Below are 25306 nucleotides of genomic sequence, written 5' to 3'. Positions count from 1 at the left end.
AGGTCAGGCACCCTTCCCGGCCGGTTCGAGCAGCGCCACGCACTCCACGTGGTGGGTCATCGGGAACGCGTCGAACGCGCGCAGCCGCTCCAGCCGGTAACCGGCGGCTCCGAAGAAGGCCACGTCCCGGGCCAGCGCCGCGGGGTCGCACGCCACGTAGACGACACGCGCCGGTGACGCCGCGGCCACCGCCTCGACCACCTCCCGCCCGGCACCCGACCGGGGCGGGTCCAGCACCACGACTTCCGGCTGCCCGGACAGCGACTGGAGCACCCGTTCGGTGCGGTCCGCGCGCCAGCTCACCTGCGGCAGGTCGGCGAGGTTCCGCTCGCCGTCGCGCACCGCGCGCCGCCCGGACTCCACCGCGACCACGTGCCCCGTCGCGCCGACCTGTCCGGCGAGCACGGACGCGAACAGCCCGACCCCGGCATACAGGTCCCACGCCAGCGCGCCGGGCGACGCGGCCGCCCACTCCCGCACCACCGCCGCGAACGTGTCCGCCGCCGCCGGGTGCACCTGCCAGAACCCGTGCGCCTGCAACCGCCAGTCGCGCCCGGCGGCGTGCTGCACCGCCTCCCCGCCGGTCAGCTGCCGCGCCCTCCGCTTGCCGCGCACGGTCGCCAGCTCACGCGTGTGCACCCGTCCGTCGCCGTCGCTGGTCACCTCGATCTCGGTGCCCGGCCGCCACCGCCGCTCCACCGCCTGTTCCACCGCTCCCGGCACCGCGATCGGGCACTTCCCGACCGCGACGACGCGGTGGCTGCGGTGCGCGCGCAACCCGGCCCGGCCGTCCGGCCCGGCCACCAGCCGGACGCGGGACCGCCAGCCGAGCACGCCGCCGGGCAGCGCCTCGACCTCGACCGCCCAGTCCAATCCAGCGAGCCGCTGCAGCTGCTCGGCCACCACCCGGGCCTTGAGCTCACGCTGGAACGCCGGCGCCGCGTGCTGCCAGTCGCAGCCGCCGCACTGCCCCGGGACCGCCAGCGGGCACGGTGGCTCCACCCGTTCCGGCGCGGCCAGCAGCACCTCCACGGCGTCCGCCCGGCAGAACGAGCCGCCCTTGTCCTCGGTCACCGCGGCACGCACCCGCTCGCCGGGCAGCGCGTGCCGGACGAACACCACCCGGCCCTCGGCGCGGGCCACGCAGTGCCCGCCGTGGGCCACGGGTCCCACCTCGAGCTCCAGAACCCGGCCGGTCCAGTCGGGACCGCTCACCGTCCGCCGTCCTTGCCGGCACCGGCGCGGGCACCGTCCCCGAAGTAGCCGCGGCGGACGTCCCCGGCCACCGGCCGCGCCCGTGCCGCGCGCCGCAGCGCCTTGGCCGAGGACCGCAGCTGCCACGGCACGCTGGTGACCATCACACCCGGCTGGAACAGCAGCCGCCCCTTCAGGCGCAGGGCGCTCTGGTTGTGCAGCAGCTGCTCCCACCAGCGCCCGACCACGTACTCCGGGATCAGCACGGTGACCACGTCCCGCGGGTTGTCGCCGCGCACGCGCTTGACGTAGTCCAGCACCGGCCGGGTGATCTCGCGGTAGGGCGACTCGACGACCTTCAGCGGGACCTTGAACCCCTTGGCCTCCCAGTCGGCGGTGAGCTGGCGCGTCTCGGCGTCGTCCACGTTCACCGTCACCGCCTCCAGCACGTCCGGCCGCATCGCCTTCGCGTAGGCGAGGGCGCGCAGGGTCGGCAGGTGCAGTTTGGAGATCAGCACGATCGCGTGGTTGCGCGAGGGCAGCACGGTGGGATTGCTGTCGTCGAGCGTGGCCAGTTCCTCCGAGACCCGGTCGTAGTGCTTGCGGATCGCGGTCATCAGCAGGTAGATCGCCACCATGGCGGCGATGGCGATCCACGCGCCGAGCAGGAACTTGGTGATCAGGACGATGATCAGCACGGCGCCGGTCATGGTCAGGCCGATCGCGTTGACCGTCTGGGACCGCCGCATGCGCCGCCGGGCAGCCGGGTCGGTCTCCCGGGACAGCAGCCGGTGCCAGTGCCGCAGCATGCCGGTCTGGCTCACCGTGAACGACACGAACACGCCCACGATGTAGAGCTGGATCAGCTTGGTGACCTCGGCGTCGAACGCGATGATCAGGACCAGTGCGAACGCGGCGAGGAACAGGATGCCGTTGGAGAAGGTCAGCCGGTCGCCGCGGGTGTGCAGCTGGCGCGGCAGGTACCGGTCCTGCGCGAGGATCGAGGCGAGCACCGGGAAGCCGTTGAACGCGGTGTTCGCGGCGAGCAGCAGGATGATGCCGGTGCTGAACGAGATGTAGTAGAAGGCCGGCGAGAAGTGCGGGAACACGGCCTTCGCGATCTGGGTGACGATCGTCTTCTGCTGGTAACCCGCCGGCGTGCCGCTCAGCTGCGTCGCCGGGTCCTCCGCGAACTTGACGTCGGTGAGGATCGCCAGCGTGATGATGCCGAGCAGCATCGTCACCGCGAGCACCCCCATCATCAGCAGCGTGGTGGCCGCGTTCTTCGACTTCGGCTTGCGGAACGCGGGCACGCCGTTGCTGATCGCCTCGACCCCGGTCAGCGCCGCGGCGCCGGAGGAGAACGAGCGCAGGATGAGGAACACGAACGCGAACCCGGCGAAGGACGCCTCGGCGTGCAGCTGGAACCCCGCGCTCTCCGCCCGCATCGGGGTGCCGCGGACCGCCTCGAACAGGCCCCACAGCACCATGCCGAGGATGCCGATGATGAACCCGTAGGTCGGGATCGCGAACGCCTTGCCGGACTCCCGCACCCCGCGCAGGTTGATCGAGGTCAGCACGATGACGATCAGGATCGCGCTGAACACCTTGTGCTCGGCGACGAACGGGACGGCCGAGCCGATGTTGGCCACGCCGGAGGAGGTGGACACGGCCACGGTCAGCACGTAGTCGACCAGCAGCGCGCTGGCCACGGTCAGGCCGAATCTGCCGCCGAGGTTGGTGCTGGCGACCTCGTAGTCCCCGCCGCCGCTGGGGTAGGCGTGCACGTTCTGGCGGTAGGAGGCCACCACGACCAGCATGACCACCGCGACGGCGATGCCGATCCACGGCGAGTACGCGTAGGCCGACAACCCCGCGACGCTCAGCGTCAGGAAGATCTCCTCGGGCGCGTACGCCACGCTGGAGAGGGCATCCGACGCGAAGATCGGCAGCGCGATCCGCTTCGGGAGCAGGGTGTGGGACAGCCGGTCGCTCCGGAACGGACGGCCAACGAGCAGCCGTTTGGTGGCGGTCGCAATCTTCGACACGTCAGAAGGGTACGGGCGGGTCCGCGAGGCGGCCGGACAAGGTAGGTTCTGCGACGGCATCTACCGGGTAGCCGCCGTTCGGGTGACACACAGGAGGCAGGACGTGCACGTGGTGATCATGGGGTGCGGCCGGGTGGGCGCGTCCCTGGCCGCGGCCCTGGAGCGCCTCGGTCACGAGGTCGCGGTGATCGACAAGGCGCAGGAGGCGTTCCGGCGCCTCGGCAGCGATTTCCAGGGCCGGCAGGTGCTGGGTATGGGCTTCGACCGGCAGGTGCTGATCGACGCGGGCATCGAGCGGGCCGGCGCCTTCGCCGCGGTGTCCAGCGGCGACAACTCGAACATCATCTCCGCCCGGGTGGCCCGGGAGAACTTCGGCGTCGAGCACGTCGTGGCCCGCATCTACGACCCGAAGCGGGCGGCGGTCTACGAGCGGCTGGGCATCCCCACCGTGGCGACCGTGCCGTGGACGACGGACCGGTTCCTGCGCACGCTGCTGCCCGACGGGGTGGCGTCGGCGTGGCGGGACCCCAGCGGCAACGTCGCGGTGCTGCAACTTCCGTTGCACGAGGACTGGGTCGGCCGCAGCGTCAGCGAGCTGCAGGAGGCGACCGGGGCGCGGGTGGCGTTCGTGATGCGCTTCGGCACGCCCGTGCTGCCCGATTCCAAGACGGTGCTGCAGGCGGATGATCTGGTGTACGTGGCGGCGAAGTCCGGCACGGTCGGCGACGTGACGAGCATTGCGGCGCGCGCGCCGGAGGAGGAGAGCTGATGCGGGTCGCGATCGCGGGGGCCGGCGCGGTGGGCCGGTCGATCGCCAAGGAGCTGATCGACGGCGGCCACCAGGTCATGCTGATCGAGCGGCAGGCCGGGCAGTTCGAGCCGGACAGCGTCGAGCAGGCCGACTGGGTGCTGGGCGACGCGTGCGAGGTCTCCACGCTGGAGGAATCCGGCATCGAGCGCTGCGACGTGGTGATCGCCGCGACGGGCGACGACAAGGTGAACCTGGTCGTGTCGCTGCTGGCGAAGACCGAGTTCGCGGTGCGCCGCGTGGTGGCGCGGGTGAACAACCCGGCCAACGAGTGGCTCTACACCGACGCGTGGGGCGTGGATGTCGCGGTGTCCACCCCGCGGATCCTCGCGGCGATGGTCGAGGAGGCGGTCAGCGTCGGCGACCTGGTGCGGCTGCTGACGTTCCGGCAGGGGCAGGCCAACCTGGTCGAGCTGACCCTCCCGGAGCAGACGCCGCTGGCCGGCCGCCCGGTGAGCGATCTGGCGTTGCCGCGGGATGCCGCGCTGGTGACGATCCTGCGCGGTGACCGCGTGATCGTGCCGCAGCCGGAGGACCCGCTGGAGCCGGGTGACGAGCTGCTGTTCGTGGCCAACGCCGAGGTGGAGAACGACATCCGCAAGGCCCTGGGCTACTAGGACCGGGCGAGGAGTTCCCGGATCGCGGCGGTGACCTCGGCCGGGCGCTCCTCGGGCAGGAAGTGGCCAGAGGGCAGCACCCGGGTGCGCAGATCCGGCGCCCAGCTCGCCCACACCTGCCGCGGATCGAACGGCAGGACGAAGTCCCCGGGGTCCTGCCACATCGCCAGGACGGGCATCGTCAGCCGTCGTCCGGCGTCGCGGTCCGCCTCGTCGTGCGCGGCGTCGACGAACGCGCTGGCGCGGTAGTCCTGGCAGATCGCGTGGATGCTCCCGGGTGCGCGTGAGGCGCTCAGGTAGGCGGACCGGACGTCGGCGGGGATCGCGTCCGGCTCGGACGTCCAGCCGTCCAGGAAATGCCCGAAGAACGCGTCCGGGTCCGCGCCGACCATCCGTTCCGGCAGGTCGGTGGGCTGGGCCAGCAGGTACAGGTGGAACGCGAACACGCCACCGGCGCCGTGCAGCGCGGCCCAGTTGTCGACCGTGGGGATCACGTCGAGCACCGCGAGGTTCTCGACGACCCCGGGGTGGTCGAGCGCGGCGCGGAAGGCGACGAGGGCTCCCCGGTCGTGGCCGACGACGCTGAAGCGTTCGTGCCCGAGTTCACGCATCAGTGCGACCATCGTCGCGGCCGTCTCCCGCTTGGCGTAGGCGGCGGGACTGTCCTCCCCCGCCGGCGGGGAGCTGGCGCCGTAGCCGGGCAGATCCGCGCACACCACCCGGAAGTCCTCGGCCAGTGACGGGGCCACGTGCCGCCACGCCAGGTGGGTCTGGGGGAAGCCGTGGAGCAGCAGCACCGGATGACCGGCACCGCCTTCTGCCACGTGCACATCCACTCCGGCGGCCGACACGGTCCGCTCGTCCAGTCCAGGGATGCCGCCCATCGTCCGCCCCTCAGCTGTACACCGTCCAGTTCAATACTGGACAGCGTACAGTAAGCGCGTGGAACGTGGACGTGCTCCCGGCCAGCGGGCCGGCCTCACCCGAGCGACGGTGCTGCGGGCCGCTCGGGATCTGCTCGCCGAGCGAGGCCTGCCCGGCCTGTCGATGCGCGCGCTGGCCGCCCGGCTGGACGTGGCACCGAACGCTCTCTACAGCCATGTGGCGAACAAGACGGCCCTGCTCGACGAACTGCTCGACGACGTGCTCGCCGAGGTCGCGGTACCCCCGGACGACGTCGCCGATCCGGCCGCCGGCCTGCACGCACTGCTGGCCTCGACCTACACCGTGCTCCTGGCCCACCCCGGGCTCGTGCCGCTCTACCTCAGCCGGCAGGGCGCGCACGGCCCCCACGCACACCGTCTCGGGGAGGTCACCGCAGCGCTGCTGCGCCGGGCGCACGTCGCGGAACCGGCCGTGCCCGAGGCGTTGCGGGTGCTGATCGTCTACACGATCGGCTTCGCCGCGTTCGCCAGCCACCTGCCGGAGGGCACCGGCACCGAGCGACGGCCGGGCACCGCACAGATGCGGGACAACTTCCGCCAGGGCCTGGACTGGCTGGTGAGCGGCATCCGGCAGACGGCCGGGGAGCGCCCCTAGGCTTCCTGCGGCGGGCTGTCGTACTTCATCCGGAGGCGGGCCTCGGTGTCCGCCTCCGCCGCGGCGCGGGCGTCTTCGAGGGCCTTGAGGCGCTTGTCGGAGCGGCGAACGGCCCACACGACGACCAGCAGCGCCAGTCCGTACAGCGGCCAGCCCATCGCGATCTTGGCGAACGCGAGCCAGCCGGTGTGATTGGCGTCGTAGAGCCACCGCTGCACGACGAACCGCGCACCGAACACCGCCGCCAGCGCGAGCGTGGCGATGTCGTAGCCGAAGCGGGACGGCTTGTCCCGGCGCCAGGCGGTGCCGGTGCCGTTGAGGAAGCTCCAGATGACGCCGGACAGCGGCCAGCGCACCACCACCGACAGCACGAACACGCCGCAGTAGACCAGGCTCGCCCAGATCCCGAACAGGAAGAAACCCTTCGCCGACCCGGTGCGGTAGGCGATGAACGCCCCGATCGCGACGCCGAACAGGCCGGAGATCGCCGGTTGCAGCGACTCGCGGCGCACCAGGCGCACGACGGTGATCAGCGCGGCGCTGCCGACCGCGCTCCAGATCCCGGCGGTGAGCCCGAAGACCGAGTTCGCGAGCACGAACACGACGATCGGCACCGACGAGTAGACCAGCCCGGCGACGCCGCCCATCTGCTCCAGCATCGTGGGCTGGGGTTGATCACCCGCCCGCCCGGGCTCGGCGCCGGCCTCGCCGGGGCGCACGTCGGTCTTCTCGCCTGGACGGACAGGTTCAGTCACGCGGTTACCAATTCAGGAAGTCGTCTGCAGCTCGTAGAACGGGTTGTACAGCACCTTCTGGCCGTCTCGCTCGGCCAGGCGGCCCCGGACCTTGATGGTCCGGCCCGGCTCGATACCGGGGATGCGGCGCCGTCCCAGCCACACTAGCGTGACGCCCTCCGTGCCGTCGAACAACTCGGCCCGCAGTGTCGCCGCCTCTTTCGTGGGACACAGCTCCACGCTGCGCAACCGGCCCAGGACGGTCACCTCTTCGCCCGACCGGCAGTCGCAGGCCCGGCGCGCCCCGCCCGCCTCGGACTTCTCGGACAGATCATCAGCGTCGAGCTCTTCGACATCGCTGGTCAGCTTGCGTACCAGCCGGCTGAAATAGCCGCCGTCTTTGGCGGACATAGGCGTCTGCTCCTGTTCCGGGGCCCCCGACTCGATCGGCCCGTACGTCGTCCAGCGTAACCTCGCGGGGGCCAGCACAGCGGCTTTGCGGCAAGATCGCAACGTGACGTCCGCAATGCCGCAACCGGCCGCCGTCCTGCTACCGGGAACCGGGTCGGACGAGGTCTTCGTGCGGAGTGTTTTCGCAGGTCCACTGGATGCGTTCGGCATACGCACACATGCTCTCGCACCGCCGCGCGGCGCGGCCGTCACCGTGGGTCTGCTCACGGCGCTGGACGCGGCGGCCAGCGGTGGCCCGGTGCTCGCCGGGGGCATCTCGCTGGGTGCGCACCTGGCGGCCGAGTGGGCGGTGCGCCACCCCGGCCGGTGCGCCGGGCTGCTGCTCGCGATGCCGGCCTGGTGCGGGGATCCGGATGACGCACCGGCGTCGCTCGCCGCGCGGGCCTCTGCCGATCTGGTGACCCGGCACGGTGTGGCGGGCGCGCTGCGGCTCGCCACGGCCGGGGTCGCGCCCTGGCTCGCCGGCGAGCTGACGCGGGCGTGGCAGCGGCACGGGGACGGCCTGGCGGCCGGCCTGCGCGCCGCGGCCGCCCACCCGGCGCCGACGCCGGACGAGCTGGCCTCGATCGAGGTGCCGGTCGGCATCGCGGCCTGCACCGACGATCCGGTGCACCCGGCCGGGGTCGCGCACGCGTGGGCGGCCGCGCTGCCGCGCGCCGCGGTGGTCGAGACGACGCTCGCCGCCCTGGGCGCCGACCGCGAGTCCCTGGGCCGGGCCGCGCTACTGGCTTGGCTGCGGGCGGCCGGGTGACCGGCGCAGCGCCAGGGCGCCGGCACCCACCGCGGTGACGACCAGCGCGCCCACCGCCAGCAGCGTCGCACCGTCCGGCCGCAGCAGCGGCTGACCCCGGAGGGCTTGCCAGGTCAGCACGGCGATCAGGCCGAGGTACTCGAGCGCCGCGATCCGGATCAGCCGCCGGCGCACGAGCGGCGGGCGCAGCACCGGCACCCGCCGGGACAGCGCTGCGAGACCGAAGGCCAGCAAGGGCAGCAATTGCAGCGCGTGCAGGCCGGCGAAATGCGCGATCCGCAGGTCACCGCCGGCCGTGCTCCATCCGGTCAGCGGCAGCCCCGGACCGTCCTCGGGCGCGCCGATGCTGTGCGAACCCACGACCGCGGGCTTGCCACCGGCGTCCAGCACGGCCCGCTGCTCCGGAGTCGGGGCGAACATCAGCATGCCCAGCGCCATTCCGGTCAGCGCCAGGAAGAGCCCGGCACGCACCGCCGTCGCCTGCGGCCGGTCCGGCAGGCGCTGGCACGACAGCAGCACCGCCACCACGAGGGTCGCCGCCCACAGCAGGTAGATCGCCGTCGCCATCTGGTTGTGGATGAACCGGTCGGACGCGGTGGCGAAGTTGAAGTGCAGCCGCCTGCCGCGGACGATCGTCTGCCCGATGATCAGCGCCATCTCGACCACCAGGCAGGCCGCCACCACGGTGCCCATCCACCAGCCCCAGCGGCGGGCTTTCGGCAACAGGGACAGCATCCCGGCCAGCGTGGCCGTGTACACGGCGATCGAGACCGCGAACTTCGCCGCCTTGCTCCAGATCGGACCGCCGACGAGTTCGCGGGGATCGGTGAACAGGCCCACCACGGCGACCGCGGCGAGAACCGTCATCGCGACGGTGACGACCATCAGGGGGCGGTGCAGCCGCACCGGGCGCTCGATCAGCAACATGATCAAGAGCTTCCGGCACCGCCGGACCGCGCACACTGGTGCGCGCCGCCGCGCTCACCGTGGGGCTGGCCCCACCTACTGCTGGGCCTGCTGTTGCGCGATGTGCTCGACGACGGCGTCGGGCAGCGTGATGGGCAGCGGGGTGCGCACCGGCATCGGCGCGTCGCCGCGGTCGACGATCGTGCCGCGCACGATGTCCCGCAGCACCGCGGGCGCCTCCGCGGCCATCGACTGCGGCCCCGCGATCACGCCCCGCAGCATCCAGCGCGGGCCGTCGATGCCGACGAACCGCAGCGCGACGTCCCCGATCAAGGCGGACAGCTCGGGGCCCCACTCACCCTGGCCGGGCGCCACCCGGGCGCCGTCGTTGCGCAGCTGCTCGGTCAGCTCCGCGACCACCTCGCGCCACAAGCCGCCGGACCGCGGCGCGGCGTAGGCGCTCACGGTGACCTGCCCGTGCGCGGTCACCACGTGCACCGCCCGGACACCGCCGGCCTGCGGGTCCATTTCGACCTGCACCTGGGTGCCGTCGGGCACCGGGACGCGCACCGAGCCCAGGTCGATCCGCGGCCGGTCGTCCTCGGGCGCGTCCGCGATGTCGAACGGTCCGTCCGTGGCGGCCGGCTCCGGCTCCGGCTCGTCCTCCGGCTCCTCGGCGACATCCTCTTCCCAGGAGTCGTCGGGCCCGGCCATCGCGTGCCGGCCCCGCTTCTTGCGTCCGAAGATGCCCACTACTTCCTCGTTCCTTGCCCGGTGTTTCCGCTCAGCGTCGCATGCCCGCCGGTCGAGCCGTAGCCACCCGCCCCGCGTTCGCTCGCCGGCAGCTCCGCGACCTCCACGAACGCGGCCGTCTCCACGCGCTGGATCACCAGCTGCGCGATCCGGTCACCGCGGGAGAGCCGGATCGGCTCGTCCGGGTCGTGGTTGACCAGGCACACCTTGATCTCCCCGCGGTAGCCCGCGTCGATGGTGCCCGGCGCGTTCACCACGGACAGCCCGGTGCGCGCGGCCAGCCCGGACCGCGGGTGCACGAACCCGGCGTACCCCGGCGGCAGCGCGATCGCGATCCCGGTCCCCACCAGCACGCGCCGACCGGGCTCGAGGACGACGTCGGTGGTCGTCACGAGGTCGGCGCCGGCGTCGCCGGCCCGGGCGTAGGAGGGTAACGGGATGCCCGGATCGAGCCGGGAGAGCAGGACCTGTACGGGGGACACGGGCGGCGAGACTACCCTTAGGGCATGGGTGACCACGCGAGCACGGCCGGTGCGGTGAGCGAGACGGCTGCCGACGCCGGCGGGACGCGGTATTCCGAACGGCTCTACGTGTCGTGGTGGGGCTGGCCGGCGCCCCTGGTGGGCGCGGGGCTGCTGGCGTACGAGATCCACCTCGGCTACCCGGTGGTGCCGTTGTGGCTGCCGTTCGCGGTGCTGATCCCCCTGATGGCGGCGTGGCTGGTGGCGATGGGCCGGGCCCGGATCCGGGTGACCGGCGACGAGCTGTGGGTCGGGGACGCGCATCTGCCGTTGCGGTTCGTCGGTGCGGTCGAGGTCATCGGCAAGGATCGGAAGCGGAAGGCGATGGGGCCGGAACTCGACCCCGCCGCACACGTGTTGCATCGCGGCTGGGTCGGTTCGCTGCTGCGCGTGCACCTGGCCGATCCTGCGGATCCCACCCCCTACTGGGTGTTCAGCACCCGCAGGCCGGAGGCGCTGGCCGAGCTGCTCCGTTCAGCGAAGTAGCCCGGCCGTCCGCGGTGTCACGCGCAATCGCGGCAGATCATCTGCCCGTTGTGCTCCTCCGCCAGCCTGCTGCGGTGGTGCACGAGGAAGCACACGGAGCAGGTGAACTCGTCCGCCTGCTTCGGCACCACCTTCACCGTCAGGTCCTCACCCGACAGTCCGGACAGGTCCGCGCCCGGAAGCTCGAAGTTCTCCGCGCTCGCGTCCTCGTCCACGTCCACCACGCCGGACTGGTTCTCGTTCCGGCGAGCCTTCAGCTCCTCCAACGAGTCCTCGGCGAGCTCGTCGGCTTCGCTGCGGCGCGGAGCGTCGTAGTCGGTCGCCATTGTCCCTCACCCCTGCGATCAGCTTCGTCATCACTGTTCAAGCACGCTGTTCGCATGCCGTCGTGCCGCTGGACAACGCTCCAGCGCCCCTGTTTGTGCCCGCCGCCGTAGTGAGCCAGGTCTCTCTTCAGCAACGTGTTGTCGGTACCTGATCCACGGGCGGAGCCCGCAGAGGGTAGCTCACGCCTTACCCGGGCGCGCAGAGTGTCATTCGAAGCAGGACGCACGTCACCCAGCAGGGGGAACGCGGCCGGGGAGGGTTCGTGGGACCGTGCGACACGGACCCCGCCTTCGACCGGGTGATCAGGCTGGTGCACTGTAACGCCTACGCTGATCAGGAACGACGGTCCGGGCAAGCGGGGTCTTCGATCGAAGGGGTGGGGCAGGTGTCGTCGGGGATCGGTCACGGCACGCGGAGATCGCGGGCGTACCGCAAGCATCGTCCGCTGCCCGCGTTGATCGTGATCGGGGTGCTGGGCCTGGTCGCGATGTTCATCTGGGTGCGCGCGATCACCAGCAAACAGGACATCGACCAGGTACTGCGGTGCGATCCGCCGCCCACGGCCCCGCCCGGGGTGACGTACACGAACCTGAGCTACACCGCGCTGGACGGCACCGCTCCGATCCCGCCCGACCGCATCGCCGTGAAGGTGCTCAACGCCAGCGGGAAGCGCGGGCAGGCGGCGATCAGCACGGAAAGCCTGCGGCAGCTGGGTTTCACGCAGATCGCGTCCCCGGAGAACGACCCCGCCTACGCGGACGGTGAGGCGCGCTGCCGCGGCCAGTTGCGCTTCGGCGACAACGGCAGCTCGGCGGCGCGCACGCTCAGTCTGGTCGTGCCGTGCGTCGAACTGGTGCGGGACAACCGGGACGACGCCAGCGTGGACCTGGCGATCGGCAGCGCCTTCGGCGACGTCGTGCCGACCCAGGCGGCGCGCCAGATCCTCACCCAGCTGCAGACGTGGTCGGCGCAGCACGACGACAGCGGTGGCGAACAGTCCACCGCGAGCCCGCCGCTCCTCGACGACGCCTTGCTGCACGCCGCCCGTCCCGGCACCTGCTGACCGCGAGCCGCCCGCGCTACACCTCCCCGATGCCGCACTCCAGCACGGCGTCGTAGAGCGCCCCGGCGATCGAGGGGGCGGCCGCGAAGGTGGCGTCCGCGCCGAGGGCCGGGTCCGCACCGGGCAGGTGCACCACCGCACCCGCCTCTTCCGCGACCAGCGCGCCCGCGGCCCAGTCCCACCGGTGCAGACCGTGCTCGACGTAGGCGTCCAGCCAGCCGGCCGCCACGGCGCACAGGTCCAGCGACGCCACCCCCGCCCGCCGCACGTCCCGCACCCGGGTCAGCAGCCCGGACACGAACCGGGCCTGCCGGGCACGCCGGTCGGCCCGGTAGGCGAACCCGGTGCCGACCAGGCTCAGCTCCAGCCGCGACGGCGACGAGACCGCCAGCCGCCGCCCGTCGAGCCACGCGCCCTGGCCCCGCACGGCCGTCCAGTGGCGCCCGCTGACCGGTTCCACGACCGCCCCGGCCACGGATACCCCGTCCACCTGCGCGGCCAGCGACACGGCGAACAGGGGCGCGCCGTAGAGGAAGTTGACGGTGCCGTCGATCGGGTCGACCACCCACGTGACGCCGTCGCCGGGCGAGCCACCGGCCTCCTCACCCAGCACGTGGTCCCCCGGCCGCAGCTCGGCCAGCCGGTCCCGCACCAGCCGTTCGGCCGCGTGGTCGACCGCGGTGACCACGTCCGTGTCCGTCGTCTTGGTCTCGACCCGGACCGCCTCACCTGCGACCATGGCCTCACGGGCCCGGCGGACCAGCTCCGCGGCCTCGGCCGCGACCTGGACGGCGACGTCCTTCAACTCCGTTTCGGCAACTCCCACGTCCACCATGGGACCACACCCGGTTAAAGTCTCCGGCACAGGTTTCTGAATCGAGCGAGAAGGGACGGCGCCAATGACGGCGACCCGCGGTTTCGGCATCGACATCGGCGGCAGCGGTATCAAGGGCGCCCTTGTCGACCTGGAGAAGGGCGCGCTGATCGGCGACCGGTTCCGGATCGACACGCCGCGTCCGGCGACCCCGGACGCGGTCGCCGACGTGGTGACCCGGATCGTCGCCCACTTCGGCTGGGACGGCCCGGTCGGCATCACGCTGCCGGCGGTGGTCAAGAAGGGTGTCGCGCACACCGCGGCGAACATCGACCCCAGCTGGATCGGCACCGACGCGGACGCGCTGTTCGCCAAGCGGCTGGACCGCCGCGAGGACGACATCGCGATGCTCAACGACGCCGATGCGGCCGGCATGGCCGAGATCCGCTACGGCGACCCGGTGGCCCGCCGGGGTGTCACCACGCTGCTGACGTTCGGCACCGGCATCGGCAGCGCCCTGTTCCAGCACGGCGCACTGATGCCGAACACCGAGTTCGGTCACGTCGAGGTCGACGGGCACGACGCCGAGAAGAAGGCGGCCGCCTCGGTCAAGGACAACGAGGGCCTGTCCTACCCGCAGTGGGCCAAGCGCGTGAACCGTTACCTGTCCGTGCTGGAGAACCTCATCTGGCCCGATCTGTTCATCGTGGGCGGCGGCGTCAGCAAGAAGGCCGAGAAGTGGGTGCCGCTGCTGGACATCAGGACGCCGGTCCTGGCGGCATCGCTGCAGAACAACGCCGGGATCGTGGGCGCGGCGCTGGCGGCGGCCGAGGGCCTGGAGCACTGAGCGGCGCACCCGCCGCGGGATTGAACGGTGATCGGCCGCAACGCACCGGCGTATCGTCGTTACAATGGAACACGGCCCACGGTCGCGGAGGACAAAACCGCAGGCCGCGGGACGTTCCCCGAATCTGAGGCAGCCGGGACGCACCACCCCCGGCTCGCCGTGATCGACCGCTGCGAAAGGGCGTACGTGGCAGCCGCAAAAACCGCTACCCGAAGCGGCACGAAGACAACGAGCGCCGCCGACGTGAGCGCGGAACCCGACGCGGGCCGTGAGAACGTGACCGAGGCCGAGGCTCAGGGCTCCGGCGCCACGAAGAAGGCGACCGGCCGCAAGCCGGCCGCGGGCAAGGGCCCGAAGAAGGCCCCGGCCAAGGGCCGCACGGCGCGCAAGGCCGGCAAGACCGAGGACGGGGAGCCCGACGGCCCTGGCGGCGAGGACATGGAGGACGTCGACCTCGACGCCGATCTCGCCGAGCTGGAGAGCGAGGTGGAGGTCGACGTCGTCGACGCGACCGTCACCGACGAGGCCGAGGACCTCGACGAGGAAGAGCCCGACGGGAAGGCGCCGAGCAAGTCCGGTGGCAAGTCCACCGACCGCGACTTCGTCTGGGACGAGGAGGAGTCGGAGGCGCTGCGGCAGGCCCGCAAGGACGCCGAGCTCACCGCCTCCGCGGACTCGGTGCGCGCCTACCTGAAGCAGATCGGCAAGGTCGCGCTGCTCAACGCCGAGGAGGAGGTCGAGCTCGCCAAGCGGATCGAGGCCGGCCTGTACGCGGCGGAGCGGTTGCGCATCGCCGAGGAGGAGGGCGAGAAGCTCGCCACCCAGATGCGGCGTGACCTGCGCTGGATCATCCGGGACGGGGAGCGCGCCAAGAACCACCTGCTGGAGGCGAACCTCCGGCTGGTCGTCTCGCTGGCCAAGCGCTACACCGGCCGCGGCATGGCGTTCCTGGACCTGATCCAGGAGGGGAACCTGGGCCTGATCCGTGCCGTCGAGAAGTTCGACTACACCAAGGGCTACAAGTTCTCCACCTACGCCACCTGGTGGATCCGGCAGGCGATCACCCGCGCCATGGCCGACCAGGCCCGCACCATCCGCATCCCGGTGCACATGGTCGAGGTGATCAACAAGCTCGGCCGCATCCAGCGTGAGCTGCTGCAGGACCTCGGCCGCGAGCCCACCCCCGAGGAGCTCGCGAAGGAGATGGACATCTCTCCGGAGAAGGTCCTGGAGATCCAGCAGTACGCCCGCGAGCCGATCTCGCTGGACCAGACGATCGGCGACGAGGGCGACTCGCAGCTCGGTGACTTCATCGAGGACTCCGAGGCGGTCGTCGCCGTCGACGCGGTGTCGTTCACGCTGCTGCAGGACCAGCTCCAGTCGGTGCTGCAGACGCTGTCCGAGCGGGAAGCCGGCGTGGTCCGGCTGCGCTTCGGTCTGACCGACGGCCAGCCGCGGACTTTAGATGAAATCGGCCAGGTCTACGGCGTGACGCGCGAGCGCATCCGTCAGATCGAATCGAAGACCATGTCCAAGCTGCGCCACCCCTCGCGGTCGCAGGTCCTGCGGGACTACCTGGACTGAGACGAGCCGGCAGAGCCCGGGCCGCCACCACGGCGGCCCGGGCTCTTTCTCGTGCACGTGGGCGCGGCGATCCCCAGGGCACGCACCGCACAGCTGCGGAACGCAGTGCTGCGGCCCGCGCGGTGATCTTCTAACGTTCCCGCATGGGCATCACCCGAACGCTCGACGTCAACGACATCCTCGCCCGGCAGGAGTCCGGTGAACTGAAGCGCCGTCTGCGCGCCCGTGATCTGGTGGGCTTCGGAGTCGGCATCATCATCGGCACCGGGATCTTCACGCTCGCCGGGGTGGAGGCCAAGACGCACGCCGGACCCGGCCGTGACCCTGTCGTTCGTGATCGGCGCCGTGGTCGCCGGGCTCGCCGCCCTCTGCTACGCGGAGCTGGCGTCCTGCGTGCCGACCGCGGGCAGCGCTTACACCTACGCCTTCGCGACCCTGGGCGAGGTGTTCGCCTGGATCATCGGCTGGGACCTGCTCCTCGAGTTCGCCCTGGGCGCGGCCGTGGTGTCCCGCAGCTGGTCGGGATACCTGGCGAACCTGCTCGGCCTGCCACAGGACTGGTTCGGCGAAAAAGCGACCGTGAACGTCGGTGCCGTGGTGATCATCGCGGTCCTCACCGTCGTCGCCGTCCTCGGCATCCGCGAGTCGGCCCGGGTGACGAACCTGCTGGTGCTGGTCAAGGTCGCGGTGTGCGTCCTGATCGTCGCCGTCGGGGTGTTCTTCATCAAGGGGGCCAACCTGACCCCGTTCGTCCCGCCGGTCCAGTCCAGCGGTGGCGAGTCGAACGTGCTGCACCAGCCGGTGGTGCAGGCCGGGCTCGGGCTCGAACAGTCCATCTACGGCATCGGCGGTGTGCTGTCCGCCGCGGCGATCGTGTTCTTCGCCTACACCGGGTTCGAGGCGCTGGCCAACCTCGGCGAGGAGACCCGCAACCCGCGCAAGGACCTGCGCGTCGGCATCCTGGGCGCGCTCGGCTTGTGCGCGCTGCTCTACATCGGTGTTTCGCTGGTGCTGACGGGGATGGTGCCGTTCACCGACATCGACACCGGCGCCCCGCTCGCCGCCGCGTTCGACTCGGTCGGCCAGCACTGGATCAGCGCCCTCATCTCGCTCGGCGCGATCACCGGCCTGACCTCGGTGATGATGGTCGAGCTGGTCACCATCGGCCGCATCGGCTTCGCGATGGGCCGGGACGGGCTGCTGCCGAAGCCGATCGGCACCACGCATCCGCGCTGGGGCACCCCGCACCGGATGACGATCGGCGGCGCGGTGCTGATCGCCGTGCTCGCGGCGTTCGTGCCGATCACCGAGCTGTCCGACATGGTCAGCATCGGCGCGCTGTCCGCGATGGTGATCGTCGCGATCGCGGTGCCCGTGCTGCGCCGCAAGCGACCGGACCTCACCCGGCCGTTCACGGTTCCGCTGTCCCCGGTGCTGCCGGTCGTCGCCGCGCTGGCGTGCCTTTACCTGATGCTGAACCTCAGCGTCATGACCTGGATCCGGTTCGCCGTCTGGCTTGTGATCGGCCTGGTCATCTACTTCGCCTATGGCCGCCGGCATTCCCGGCTCGCGGTCAGGCGCTGAACCCGGCCCTGGCCACCAGCGCCCGGGCCGCGGCCGCGTCCCCGGCCGGGACCACCAGCAGCAGCCCGCGCAACGCGGCCACGACCCGGTCCAGGAGTTGCAGGTGCACGCCGTCGCGGCCAACCCCGCGCTCGGTGTCCACAATGGCCAGAAGTGTCCCACCGGGACCGGTGATCGTTCCGGCGAGGAACACGAATTTCCGGGCCCGGCAAGGGAAACTCCAGAACGGGGGCAGGCCGCCGTCGAGGTAGTCGCGCAGGGCGCGGTCCGGGGTGTCGGGCGCGCCCAGGTCCGCGGTGTCCACGACGGCCACCACCGCCGCGTCCAGCTCGGGCACCCCGGACAGGATCGCCTCGAGTGCGGCGGCCGTCCACGCGCCGTCGGCGGCCACCGCCGTCAGCCGCCCCTCGGACAGCCTGGCGACCGCGTCCGCGACCGTCTCCGGCGACCTCGCCGCCACCGCGGCGTCGTCCTGGGCGGGCGCCGTGACGCCGTGCGCACGCACCGACACCAGCGTCACGAGAGCGGTCGATTCGCTCTTCCACTGCGCCGTCCCGGCGCGCGCGAGGTCGATCAGGCGTGCGGCGCCCGGGAGCCAGCGCACCTCGTCCAGCAGTGCCACTAGCACCGCCACCGGCGGGCGGCGGGGAGCCGGCCGGGTGCGCCCACCGCGCCGTCCGGCGCGGACGGGATCCGGCCGGAGGTCAAGGTGAGACGCACGTCACTGCCAAAGAGAGGCGCACCGACGTGCCGCAGATGGGACACCGCCCGGAACCGCCGCGGGCTGCCGCCGCCGGCCCCGGCCGCCACTGTCGTCATGCCCGCAGTGTCCCACCACTGCCCCGGGCGGGGGATGGTCTCGCGCACGGACTGATCACGATCCCGCCTCGGACCGGCGCGAAAAATTCTGCTGAGAACGAACAAGCCCGCCCGCGTGGCCACTTGACACCGGTTCCGGCCCGCCGGTCCCTGCTGCACCGCACGGTGCTGACCACGGAAAACGAGTGCCCGGCGTGCGGCACTGCCCGGACTGCGGGATTGATCTACGGCATCCGGGGTAATTCTGCGTGACACACATCCCACACAGCCGGGAACACTTGCCAGGCGCTCAGCGTCTGCAAGAGTGGAGGCCAGCGAACACCGCGGAGCCGACGGGCAACCGCAGGGGCCGAAGTGGTCGCCGCTGGATCGATGGCATCGGGCGACCGATGCCGGGACGGAGGGAGACTCCAATGACATCACCGACGCTCACCCGCCCCGAGTTGACCGCAGCCGACCGTTGTGACCGGTGCGGCGCCGCAGCACAGGTACGAGCCATCCTCTCCAGCGGTGGCGAGCTGCTCTTCTGCGGCCACCACGCCCGCGAGTACGAGTCGAAGCTCAAGGAGATCGCTGCGGAGATCCAGCGCGGCTGAGGCACCACAGACGACCAGCGGGCGCCCGGGACTTCCCGGGCGCCCGTTCTGGTTTCCGGGACCGTCCGGTGAGGCTCGCAACCCGGCCGGTGCGGGGCCTCACCAGGAACGCAGGGTCGCGATCCGCTCCTCGAGCTGCTCCATGGTCGCCATCGCGGTCGGCGGGCCGCCACAGGCCCGGCGCAGCTCGCTGTGGATCGCGCCGTGCGGCTTGCGCGTGCGGTGGTGGTACATGCCGACCAGCGTGTTCAGCTCCTTGCGCAGGGCGGCGATGCGCTCGTTGACCGACTGCGGCTTCGGCCCCGGCGCGGGAACCTGCTCGGTCGCCGGCTTCCGCCGGGCGGCGTCGGCCAGCTGCTCCTCCTGCCGCTTGCGCAGCAGCGCCCGCACCTGGTCCGGCTCCAGCAACCCGGGCAGTCCGAGGTACTCCTGCTCCTCCTCGCTGCCGGAGAACACCGCCGTGCCGAACGAGTTGCCGTCGTAGATCACCTGATCCAGCTCCGCGGACGCGCCGAGCGAGGTGAACGCCTTCTCCTCCTCGCCGGGCTCGTCCTCGGTGCGGTTGGCCTGCGCCAGCAGCTCGTCGTCCCAGCCGTCCTTCTCCCGGTGCGGCTTGCCGAGCACGTGGTCGCGCTGGGCCTCCAGCTCGCTGGCCAGCTCCAGCAGCACCGGCACGCTGGGCAGGAACACGCTCGCCGTCTCGCCCTTGCGCCGCGCCCGCACGAACCGCCCGATGGCCTGCGCGAAGAACAGCGGGGTGGACGCGCTCGTCGCGTACACGCCGACCGCCAGGCGCGGCACGTCGACACCTTCGGACACCATCCGGACCGCGACCAGCCACCGGTCCGTGGACTCGGAGAACTCGCTGATCCGGGCGGTCGCCTTCGGGTCGTCGGAGAGCACCACGGTGGGTGCCTCGCCGGTGATGCGGGCGAGGATCTTGGCGTAGGCGCGCGCGGACTCCTGGTCGGTGGCGATGACCAGGCCGCCCGCGTCCGGGATCCCACCGCTGCGCAGCTGCTGCAGCCGCGTGTCGGCGGCCTGCAGGACCGACGGGATCCACTCGCCCCCGGGATCCAGCGCCGTGCGCCACGCGCGGGCCGTCTGCTCAGCCGTCAGCGGCTCGCCCAGGCGTGCGGTGAACTCCTCCCCCGCGCTGGTGCGCCAGGACGCCTCGCCGCTGTAGGCGAGGAACACGACCGGCCGGACGACGCCGTCGGCGAGCGCGTCGGCGTAGCCGTAGGAGTGGTCGGCCTTGCTGCGCAGCGAGCCGTCGGCGTCCGGCTCGTAGGTGACGAACGGGATGGGCGAATCATCGCTGCGGAACGGTGTCCCGGTCAGCGCCACTCGCCGCACCGCCGGCGTGAACGCCTCCCGGATCGCGTCGCCCCAGGACTTCGCGTCACCGCCGTGGTGGATCTCGTCGAGGATGACCAGCGTCTTGCGGCCTTCGGTGCGCACCCGGTGCAGCGTCGGGTGGGCCGCCACCTGCGCGTACGTCAGCGCCACACCGCGGTAGTCGGCCGCGACCGCGCCCTGGCCGTTGCGGTAGTTCGAGTCGATCGGGATGCCGGCCATCGCCGCGGAGGCGGCCCACTGGTGCTTGAGGTGCTCGGTCGGGGTCACGATCGTGACCGCCTCGACCGTCCGGTCGGACAGCAGCTCCGCCGCGATGCGCAGGCCGAACACCGTTTTACCCGCGCCCGGCGTCGCGACGGCGAGGAAGTCCTGCGGCTTGGTGCTCAGGTACTTCGTCAGCGCCCGGCGCTGCCAGGCCCGCAGCGGGCGGGCGGTGGAGTCGTGCTGGGGCTCGGGTGCGGCGAAGCCCTGATCGGTCCGATTACCCTGGGCCGTGTCCGACAAGGGATTCCTCCCCCTCCTCTCGCCGACGATGGAACGCGACATGCGAATGCCCCCACGGAACTGCCCGGCCGCGACGCCGGACGGGGGTGAGGGCGGCTCACCGGAGATTACCCGCCCCCACCGACAGTCGCGGCGAACGGCACGGCGGAGTTGAACACACCACAGGTCTTGACAAGCCAAATCCAGCCACGTCCGCCATGCTTGGGGCTGACATGAGTGCACCGTCCGACGAGACGCCCGGAGGCACCGCCCGCCGCAAGGGGCCGGTGCGCCTGCTCAGCCGCACGCTGAACAAGGCGTGGGACAGCAACATCTTCTCCGAGTCGGCGGAGGCCGCGTTCTGGCAGACGCTGTCCCTGCCACCGCTGCTGCTGGGCCTGCTGGGCAGTCTCGGTTTCATGGGCGACTGGTTCGGCCCGGGCTTCGTGCGGACGGTGCACGACCGGATCATCACGTTCGCGGACAAGATCTTCAGCGGCAACGTGGTCAACCAGATCATCTCGCCCACGGTCGATGACATCCTCACCATCGGCAAGGGCGAGATCGTCTCGGTCGGATTCCTGATCTCGCTGTGGGCGGGCTCGTCGGCGATGTCGTCGTTCGTCGACGCGATCACGGTGGCGCACGACCAGTACGGCGTGCGCAACGAGGTCTGGCAGCGGATCTACGCGCTGCTGCTCTACCTGGCGAGCCTCGTCCTGCTGGTGGTCGGACTGCCGATCATCGCGATCGGACCGGACGTCCTGATCGACTTCCTGCCGGACAGCTGGGCGCCGACGATCACCACGTGGATCAGCTGGCTGTACTACCCGGTGATCGGGCTGCTGCTGGTCCTGGCCGTGGCAACGCTGTACAAGCTCGCCCTGCCGCGGCGCCTGCCCTGGCACCGCGGCCTGCCCGGCGCGGTGCTGGCGATGGTGATCTTCCTGCTCGCCAGTATCGGGCTGCGGATCTACCTGTCCTGGATCACCAGCACCGGCTACACCTACGGCGCGCTGGCCACGCCGATCGCGTTCCTGCTGTTCACCTACTTCATCGGCATGGCGATCGTCAGCGGCGCGTACTTCAACGCCGCGATCCAGGAGCTGTGGCCGGCGAAGATGACGCGCCGCCAGCGGCGCAAGTGGCGGCGGCTGGAGATGGAACGCGCCCAGGACCGCCTGCGCGGCGACTCGCCGTCACTGTGGGAGCGCACCGCCCAGCCGCTGCGCAGGCCGCGCAAGCACGAGGAGGCCCCGGCGCGCGACCCCCTCGCCGATCAACCGTCTCAGTCGTCGCCCTCGGGACCGGGCCGCAACCCCTCGTAGATCTCCTTGCAGGCCGGGCACACGGGCGACCCGGGCTTGGGCGAGCGGGTGACGGGGAAGACCTCGCCGCACAGCGCCACCACGTGCGTGCCCATGACCGCGCTTTCGGCGATCTTGTCCTTGCGCACGTAGTGGAAGACCTTCGGCTGATCGCTGTCGGTCTCCTCGGTGGACTCCGGACGGGTGTCGACCTCGGGCAGCGTCGATGTGCTCATGCCCCCATTTTGCCGCAGCACCCCGGTGCGACGACACCGCGGCCTTCTGTACCTACTGGTATGTACAGTGCGGTCATGCCCCTGGTACGAATCGACGCCCTGCCCACCCACGACGACGCGACCCTGGCCGCCCTCGGCGACGCCGTCCACCAGGCACTGACCGAGACGCTCGGGTTCCCCGACGACGACCTCTTCCAGGTCATCTCGTCGGCGGGGCAGGTGCGGTACAGCACCTACCCCGGCATCCCGCGGGACGACGGCGTGGTGTTCACCATGCGCGCCGGCCGCACGTACGCGGAGAAAAAGGCGCTCTACGCCGCCATCGCGGAGCTGGCCGCTGAACGGGCCGGGATCGAACCGCGCAACGTGCTGATCACGGTGACCGAGAACCAGCCGGTGGACTGGTCTTTCGGCGAGGGTGTGGCGCAGTATCTGGAGTGAAGGGAGGGCCCGCCGATGACCTTTCCCCGCACCACCCGCCCGCACATGCCGGGGTACGGGACCCTGCCCGCGGACCAGGGCACCGGCCTGCTGCCCTGGTCGTGGGCGGAGAAGCGGCTCCGCGACTCCCGCGACTACTGGGTGGCCACGGTGTGGCCGGACGGCCGCCCGCACCTGATGCCGGTGTGGGCGGTGTGGCTCGACGAGGCGCTGTGGTTCTCCTCCGCACGCTCCGCGCGCAAGGTGCGCAACCTGCTGGCCAACCCCGCGGTGACGATCTCGACGGACGACCCGCTCAACCCGGTCGTCGCCGAAGGGACCGCTCGGGTCGTGCGGGACAGCGTGTCCAGGCAGGCGTTCCTGGACGCGGTGAACGCGAAGTACCGGACCGGCTACGGCCCCGACTTCCTCGATCCGGAGGTCAACGCGACCGTCCGGGTGCGGCCCCGGTGGGTGTTCGGCCTCGACGGGCGCGACTTCGGCGGGTCGCCCACCCGCTGGGACTTCACCGGGCCACGTCGGTGAAGATGGTCCCTCGTGACCGGAACACCGCCGATAACCCTCTCCGACGAGATCGCCGACGCCGTGCACAGCGGCCGGGCGGTCGTCGCGCTCGAAAGCACCATCCTGTCCCACGGCCTGCCGCCCGGCCGCAACCTCGCCGTCGCGAACCGCCTGGAAGAGACCGTGCGCAAGGCCGGCGCGGTGCCGGCCACGATCGCGGTGCTGGACGGGGTCGCCCACGCCGGCCTGTCCCGAGCCCAGCTGGAGCGGGTGTGCGCGGCCGACGCCGGGCTGGACAAGCTGTCCCTGCGTGACCTGGGCCCCGCGATCGGACTCGGCCGCTCGGGCGCGACCACCGTGGCGAGCACCTCGGCGCTCGCGCACGCGGCCGGCATCGGCGTGTTCGCGACCGGCGGCCTCGGCGGTGTGCACCTCGGGGCGACCGAGTCCTGGGACGTCTCCGCGGATCTGGGTGTGCTCGCGCGGGTGCCGGTGCTCGTGGTGTGCTCGGGGGTGAAGTCGGTGCTGGACATCGCCGCGACCCTGGAGGTGCTGGAGACCAGCTCGGTGCCGGTGCTCGGGTACCGGACCGGCGAGTTCCCCGCCTTCTACCGGCGCACCTCCGGCTTTCCGGTGCCGTGGCGGGTCGACGACCCCGCCGCAGCCGCGGCCGTGGTCGCCGCGCACCGGCGGTACGCGAGCTCGGGGGTGCTGCTGGCCAATCCGATCCCGGCCGACGCGGAGATGGACGCCGGGCTGCACGACCGGCTGCTCGCCGAGGGCCTGGAGCTGCTGTCTTCACGCGGGGTGCACGGCAAGGACGTGACCCCGGTGCTGCTGGAGCACTTCCACACCGCCAGCGGCGGGGCGAGCCTGGACGCCAACGAGGAGCTGGTGGTGTCCAACGCGCGGGTCGCGGCCGAGGTCGCGGTGGAGCTGTCGTGAAGGTCGTCGTGGTGGGCGACGCCGGGCTGGACGTCGTCGCCCGGCACGAGGGGCCGATCGTCCACGGCGGCGACTCGCGGTCCCGGGTGCGGCTGGCCAGTGGCGGCGCCGGCGCCAACACCGCGGCGTGGCTCGCGGCGAGCGGTGTCGACACGACGCTGATCGCCCGGATCGGGGACGACGCCGGCGGGCGGCTGGTGCGCGCCGAACTGGAGTCCGCCGGCGTGGTCTGCGCGTTCGCGGTGGACGAGGTGGCGCCGACGTGCTGCGTCGTGGTGCTCGTCGACGGCTCCGGCCAGCGGAGCATGCTCCCCGACCGGGGCGCGAACGCGCGCTTCTCCCCCGCCGACGTCTCGCCGGCGGCGCTGGCCGGTGCCGACCACCTGCACCTGTCCGGGTACGTGCTGCTCGACCCGTCGTCGCGGCCGGCCGGGCTGGCCGCGCTGGCGGCGGCGAAGGAGGCCGGGCTGACCACGTCGGTCGACCCGCAGGCGGCGGCCCTGATCACCGATGCGCAGGCGTTCCTGGCGGACGTGCGCGGGACCGACCTGCTGATGCCCAACACCGCCGAGCTGCTGGCGCTGACCGGGTCAGCCGATCCGGCCGCGGCGAAGGCACTGCTGGACACGGTCGGCGCGGTGGTGGTGACGTCCGGCCTGGACGGCGCGACGTGGGTGTCCGCGGAGGGCGCGGTCAGCGTGCCCGCCGAGGAGGCCGAGTGCGTGGACTCCACCGGAGCAGGCGACGCCTTCGACGCGGGCGTGCTGGCGGCCTGGCTCGCGGGTCAGTCCACTGTGGACGTCCTGCGGGCGGGGGTCCGGCTGGGCGCGCGGGCTGTCACGAAGGTCGGCGCGCAACCCTGACCGTCCGGGAACCGCCAACTCCCCACTGCGAACGGCCAACTCACCGCCCCCGACAGCCAACTCACCGCCCGGAGCGGCAAACACGCCGCCCGGACGGGCCAACAGGCCCCGCCGTCGTGTTTGCCGCCCGTGACGGCGAGTTGGCCGCCCGCGGCGGCGAGTTGGCCGCTCCGGCCGGTCGTGTTGGCGGCTCGCGGTGACGTGTTCGCCGCCCACCGCGGCGAGTTGGCCGCCCACCGCGGCGTGTTGGCCGCCCGCGGCAGCGAGTTGGCCGCTCCGGTCGGGCGTGTTGGCGGCTCGCGGTGACGTGTTCGCCGCCGACGGCGCGGTGTTTGGCGCCTACGGCGGCGTGTTGGCCGCTCCGGTCGGCGTTGGCGGCGATTGGCACCCGGTGGCGTGTGGCGGGCGTGTTTGCCGTCCGCCGCGGCGTGTTTGCCGCCCGCGGCGGTGAGTTGGCCGCTCCGGCCGGGCGTGTTGGCTGCTCGAGGTGACGTGTTTGCCCCCGCGGCGCGCGTGTTTGCCGCCCACGGTGACGTGTTTGCCGCCGGCGGCGGTGAGTTGACCGCTGCGGCGGCGTTGGCCGCTCCGGCTCGCGTCTTTGCCGCCCGCGGCGTTGTGTTGGCGGCGCGCGGCCGCGTGTTGGCCGCGCGCCGCCGCGTGTTGGCCGCCTGCAGCGGTGGGTTGGCTGTGCGGGCGGGCGTGTTTG

Annotated in this window: 27 protein-coding genes and 1 pseudogene; 15 read left to right on the top strand and 13 right to left on the bottom strand. The window is 72.0% G+C overall.

The genetic code is table 11. From position 1 onward, the window contains the following. Positions 1–3 precede the first annotated feature (3 nt). The gene (locus tag FHX46_RS10635; RefSeq protein WP_167112903.1) at positions 4–1215 is read right to left on the bottom strand and encodes a class I SAM-dependent RNA methyltransferase; all 1212 of its coding nucleotides are present in this window, start codon (positions 1213–1215) and stop codon (positions 4–6) included. Continuing rightward, on the bottom strand, positions 1212–3242 hold the full coding sequence (locus tag FHX46_RS10630) for an APC family permease (protein WP_167112901.1): 2031 nt from the start codon (positions 3240–3242) through the stop codon (positions 1212–1214). The genes FHX46_RS10635 and FHX46_RS10630 overlap by 4 nt, the downstream gene beginning before the upstream one ends. Positions 3243–3345: 103 nt before the next feature. On the opposite strand from FHX46_RS10630, the gene FHX46_RS10625 reads away from it, so the two are divergent. Together FHX46_RS10625 and FHX46_RS10620 are read left to right on the top strand one after the other, a co-directional pair. Beyond that, positions 3346–4011: a potassium channel family protein gene (locus FHX46_RS10625; RefSeq protein ID WP_167112899.1), complete on the top strand. Its 666-nt coding sequence runs from the start codon at positions 3346–3348 to the stop codon at positions 4009–4011. After that, positions 4011–4667, top strand: coding sequence for a potassium channel family protein (locus FHX46_RS10620; RefSeq protein WP_167112897.1), 657 nt, complete (start codon positions 4011–4013; stop codon positions 4665–4667). Before FHX46_RS10625 ends, FHX46_RS10620 begins: the two co-directional genes overlap by 1 nt. Here FHX46_RS10620 and FHX46_RS10615 read toward each other — a convergent pair. Continuing rightward, entirely contained in the window at positions 4664–5551 is an 888-nt protein-coding gene (locus FHX46_RS10615) for an alpha/beta fold hydrolase (protein WP_167112895.1), read from the bottom strand. The two genes, FHX46_RS10620 and FHX46_RS10615, sit on opposite strands and share 4 nt — an antisense overlap. 58 nt (positions 5552–5609) lie before the next feature. Between FHX46_RS10615 and FHX46_RS10610 the strand changes: the two genes are divergently transcribed. Further along, positions 5610–6206, top strand: a complete 597-nt coding sequence (locus tag FHX46_RS10610; RefSeq protein ID WP_167112893.1) for a TetR/AcrR family transcriptional regulator — start codon at positions 5610–5612, stop codon at positions 6204–6206. On the opposite strand, the gene FHX46_RS10605 is transcribed toward FHX46_RS10610, so the two are convergent. Together FHX46_RS10605 and FHX46_RS10600 are read right to left on the bottom strand one after the other, a co-directional pair. Further along, positions 6203–6961: a DUF3159 domain-containing protein gene (locus FHX46_RS10605; protein WP_390622605.1), complete on the bottom strand. Its 759-nt coding sequence runs from the start codon at positions 6959–6961 to the stop codon at positions 6203–6205. The genes FHX46_RS10610 and FHX46_RS10605 overlap by 4 nt on opposite strands. A gap of 12 nt (positions 6962–6973) precedes the next feature. After that, the gene (locus FHX46_RS10600) at positions 6974–7351 is read right to left on the bottom strand and encodes an OB-fold nucleic acid binding domain-containing protein (protein WP_167112891.1); all 378 of its coding nucleotides are present in this window, start codon (positions 7349–7351) and stop codon (positions 6974–6976) included. Between the two features lie 115 nt (positions 7352–7466). On the opposite strand from FHX46_RS10600, the gene FHX46_RS10595 reads away from it, so the two are divergent. Next, positions 7467–8162, top strand: coding sequence for an alpha/beta hydrolase (locus tag FHX46_RS10595; RefSeq protein ID WP_167121346.1), 696 nt, complete (start codon positions 7467–7469; stop codon positions 8160–8162). Here FHX46_RS10595 and FHX46_RS10590 read toward each other — a convergent pair. From FHX46_RS10590 to dut, 3 genes are all read right to left on the bottom strand, one after another. Continuing rightward, positions 8133–9089 (bottom strand): hypothetical protein, encoded by a 957-nt coding sequence (locus FHX46_RS10590; RefSeq protein WP_208400094.1) that lies wholly within the window; start codon positions 9087–9089, stop codon positions 8133–8135. The two genes, FHX46_RS10595 and FHX46_RS10590, sit on opposite strands and share 30 nt — an antisense overlap. A gap of 75 nt (positions 9090–9164) precedes the next feature. Next, positions 9165–9821 (bottom strand): DUF3710 domain-containing protein, encoded by a 657-nt coding sequence (locus FHX46_RS10585; protein WP_167112889.1) that lies wholly within the window; start codon positions 9819–9821, stop codon positions 9165–9167. After that, positions 9821–10303: a dUTP diphosphatase gene (gene dut, locus FHX46_RS10580; protein WP_167112888.1), complete on the bottom strand. Its 483-nt coding sequence runs from the start codon at positions 10301–10303 to the stop codon at positions 9821–9823. The genes FHX46_RS10585 and dut overlap by 1 nt, the downstream gene beginning before the upstream one ends. A gap of 24 nt (positions 10304–10327) precedes the next feature. Between dut and FHX46_RS10575 the strand changes: the two genes are divergently transcribed. After that, the gene (locus FHX46_RS10575; RefSeq protein WP_167112886.1) at positions 10328–10828 is read left to right on the top strand and encodes a DUF3093 domain-containing protein; all 501 of its coding nucleotides are present in this window, start codon (positions 10328–10330) and stop codon (positions 10826–10828) included. Positions 10829–10845: 17 nt separating this feature from the next. Here the strand turns inward: FHX46_RS10575 and FHX46_RS10570 are convergent, their stop codons facing one another. Then, positions 10846–11154 carry a DUF4193 domain-containing protein gene (locus FHX46_RS10570; protein WP_144593259.1) on the bottom strand — a complete coding sequence of 103 codons (309 nt, stop codon included), beginning with the start codon at positions 11152–11154 and terminating at the stop codon, positions 10846–10848. A gap of 386 nt (positions 11155–11540) precedes the next feature. Between FHX46_RS10570 and cei the strand changes: the two genes are divergently transcribed. Continuing rightward, positions 11541–12218 (top strand): envelope integrity protein Cei, encoded by a 678-nt coding sequence (cei, locus tag FHX46_RS10565; RefSeq protein ID WP_167112884.1) that lies wholly within the window; start codon positions 11541–11543, stop codon positions 12216–12218. Between the two features lie 16 nt (positions 12219–12234). Here cei and FHX46_RS10560 read toward each other — a convergent pair whose 3' ends face one another. After that, a complete protein-coding gene (locus FHX46_RS10560; protein ID WP_167112882.1) occupies positions 12235–13053 on the bottom strand; it encodes an inositol monophosphatase family protein in 819 nt (272 codons plus the stop codon). 64 nt (positions 13054–13117) lie between these two features. On the opposite strand from FHX46_RS10560, the gene ppgK reads away from it, so the two are divergent. From ppgK to FHX46_RS10545, 3 genes and pseudogenes are all read left to right on the top strand, one after another. Then, complete coding sequence (ppgK, locus tag FHX46_RS10555) at positions 13118–13879, top strand: polyphosphate--glucose phosphotransferase (RefSeq protein WP_167112881.1); 762 nt, start codon at positions 13118–13120, stop codon at positions 13877–13879. A 159-nt stretch (positions 13880–14038) separates the two neighbouring features. Then, complete coding sequence (locus FHX46_RS10550) at positions 14039–15463, top strand: RNA polymerase sigma factor (protein WP_390622604.1); 1425 nt, start codon at positions 14039–14041, stop codon at positions 15461–15463. Positions 15464–15606: 143 nt separating this feature from the next. Continuing rightward, positions 15607–17047, top strand: a pseudogene (locus FHX46_RS10545) (amino acid permease). On the opposite strand, the gene FHX46_RS10540 reads toward FHX46_RS10545, so the two are convergent. Then, on the bottom strand, positions 17037–17681 hold the full coding sequence (locus FHX46_RS10540) for a DUF6885 family protein (RefSeq protein ID WP_313886081.1): 645 nt from the start codon (positions 17679–17681) through the stop codon (positions 17037–17039). The pseudogene FHX46_RS10545 and the gene FHX46_RS10540 overlap by 11 nt on opposite strands. A gap of 598 nt (positions 17682–18279) precedes the next feature. Here FHX46_RS10540 and FHX46_RS10535 point away from each other — a divergent pair. Further along, positions 18280–18462: a DUF7455 domain-containing protein gene (locus FHX46_RS10535; RefSeq protein WP_017983718.1), complete on the top strand. Its 183-nt coding sequence runs from the start codon at positions 18280–18282 to the stop codon at positions 18460–18462. A 99-nt stretch (positions 18463–18561) separates the two neighbouring features. Here FHX46_RS10535 and FHX46_RS10530 read toward each other — a convergent pair whose 3' ends face one another. Further along, the gene (locus FHX46_RS10530; protein ID WP_167112877.1) at positions 18562–20325 is read right to left on the bottom strand and encodes a DEAD/DEAH box helicase; all 1764 of its coding nucleotides are present in this window, start codon (positions 20323–20325) and stop codon (positions 18562–18564) included. 212 nt (positions 20326–20537) lie between these two features. Here FHX46_RS10530 and FHX46_RS10525 point away from each other — a divergent pair, with 212 nt between their 5' ends. After that, positions 20538–21632 carry a YihY/virulence factor BrkB family protein gene (locus FHX46_RS10525; protein WP_167112875.1) on the top strand — a complete coding sequence of 365 codons (1095 nt, stop codon included), beginning with the start codon at positions 20538–20540 and terminating at the stop codon, positions 21630–21632. Here the strand turns inward: FHX46_RS10525 and FHX46_RS10520 are convergent. After that, positions 21593–21847 carry a DUF3039 domain-containing protein gene (locus FHX46_RS10520; RefSeq protein ID WP_167106935.1) on the bottom strand — a complete coding sequence of 85 codons (255 nt, stop codon included), beginning with the start codon at positions 21845–21847 and terminating at the stop codon, positions 21593–21595. The two genes, FHX46_RS10525 and FHX46_RS10520, sit on opposite strands and share 40 nt — an antisense overlap. 75 nt (positions 21848–21922) lie before the next feature. Between FHX46_RS10520 and FHX46_RS10515 the strand changes: the two genes are divergently transcribed. From FHX46_RS10515 to FHX46_RS10500, 4 genes are read left to right on the top strand one after another with little or no spacing between them, the layout of a single operon-like run. Next, positions 21923–22288 carry a tautomerase family protein gene (locus FHX46_RS10515; protein ID WP_167112873.1) on the top strand — a complete coding sequence of 122 codons (366 nt, stop codon included), beginning with the start codon at positions 21923–21925 and terminating at the stop codon, positions 22286–22288. Positions 22289–22303: 15 nt separating this feature from the next. Then, on the top strand, positions 22304–22813 hold the full coding sequence (locus FHX46_RS10510) for a pyridoxamine 5'-phosphate oxidase family protein (protein WP_167112871.1): 510 nt from the start codon (positions 22304–22306) through the stop codon (positions 22811–22813). A 12-nt stretch (positions 22814–22825) separates the two neighbouring features. Continuing rightward, positions 22826–23737, top strand: coding sequence for a pseudouridine-5'-phosphate glycosidase (locus tag FHX46_RS10505; RefSeq protein ID WP_167112869.1), 912 nt, complete (start codon positions 22826–22828; stop codon positions 23735–23737). Further along, positions 23734–24600 (top strand): carbohydrate kinase family protein, encoded by an 867-nt coding sequence (locus FHX46_RS10500; protein ID WP_167112867.1) that lies wholly within the window; start codon positions 23734–23736, stop codon positions 24598–24600. Before FHX46_RS10505 ends, FHX46_RS10500 begins: the two co-directional genes overlap by 4 nt. Positions 24601–25306 lie beyond the last annotated feature (706 nt).

Origin of the sequence: Amycolatopsis viridis, from assembly GCF_011758765.1 — a bacterium.
Classification (GTDB): domain Bacteria; phylum Actinomycetota; class Actinomycetes; order Mycobacteriales; family Pseudonocardiaceae; genus Amycolatopsis_E; species Amycolatopsis_E viridis.
This window is presented reverse-complemented; position numbering and strand designations above follow the sequence as displayed.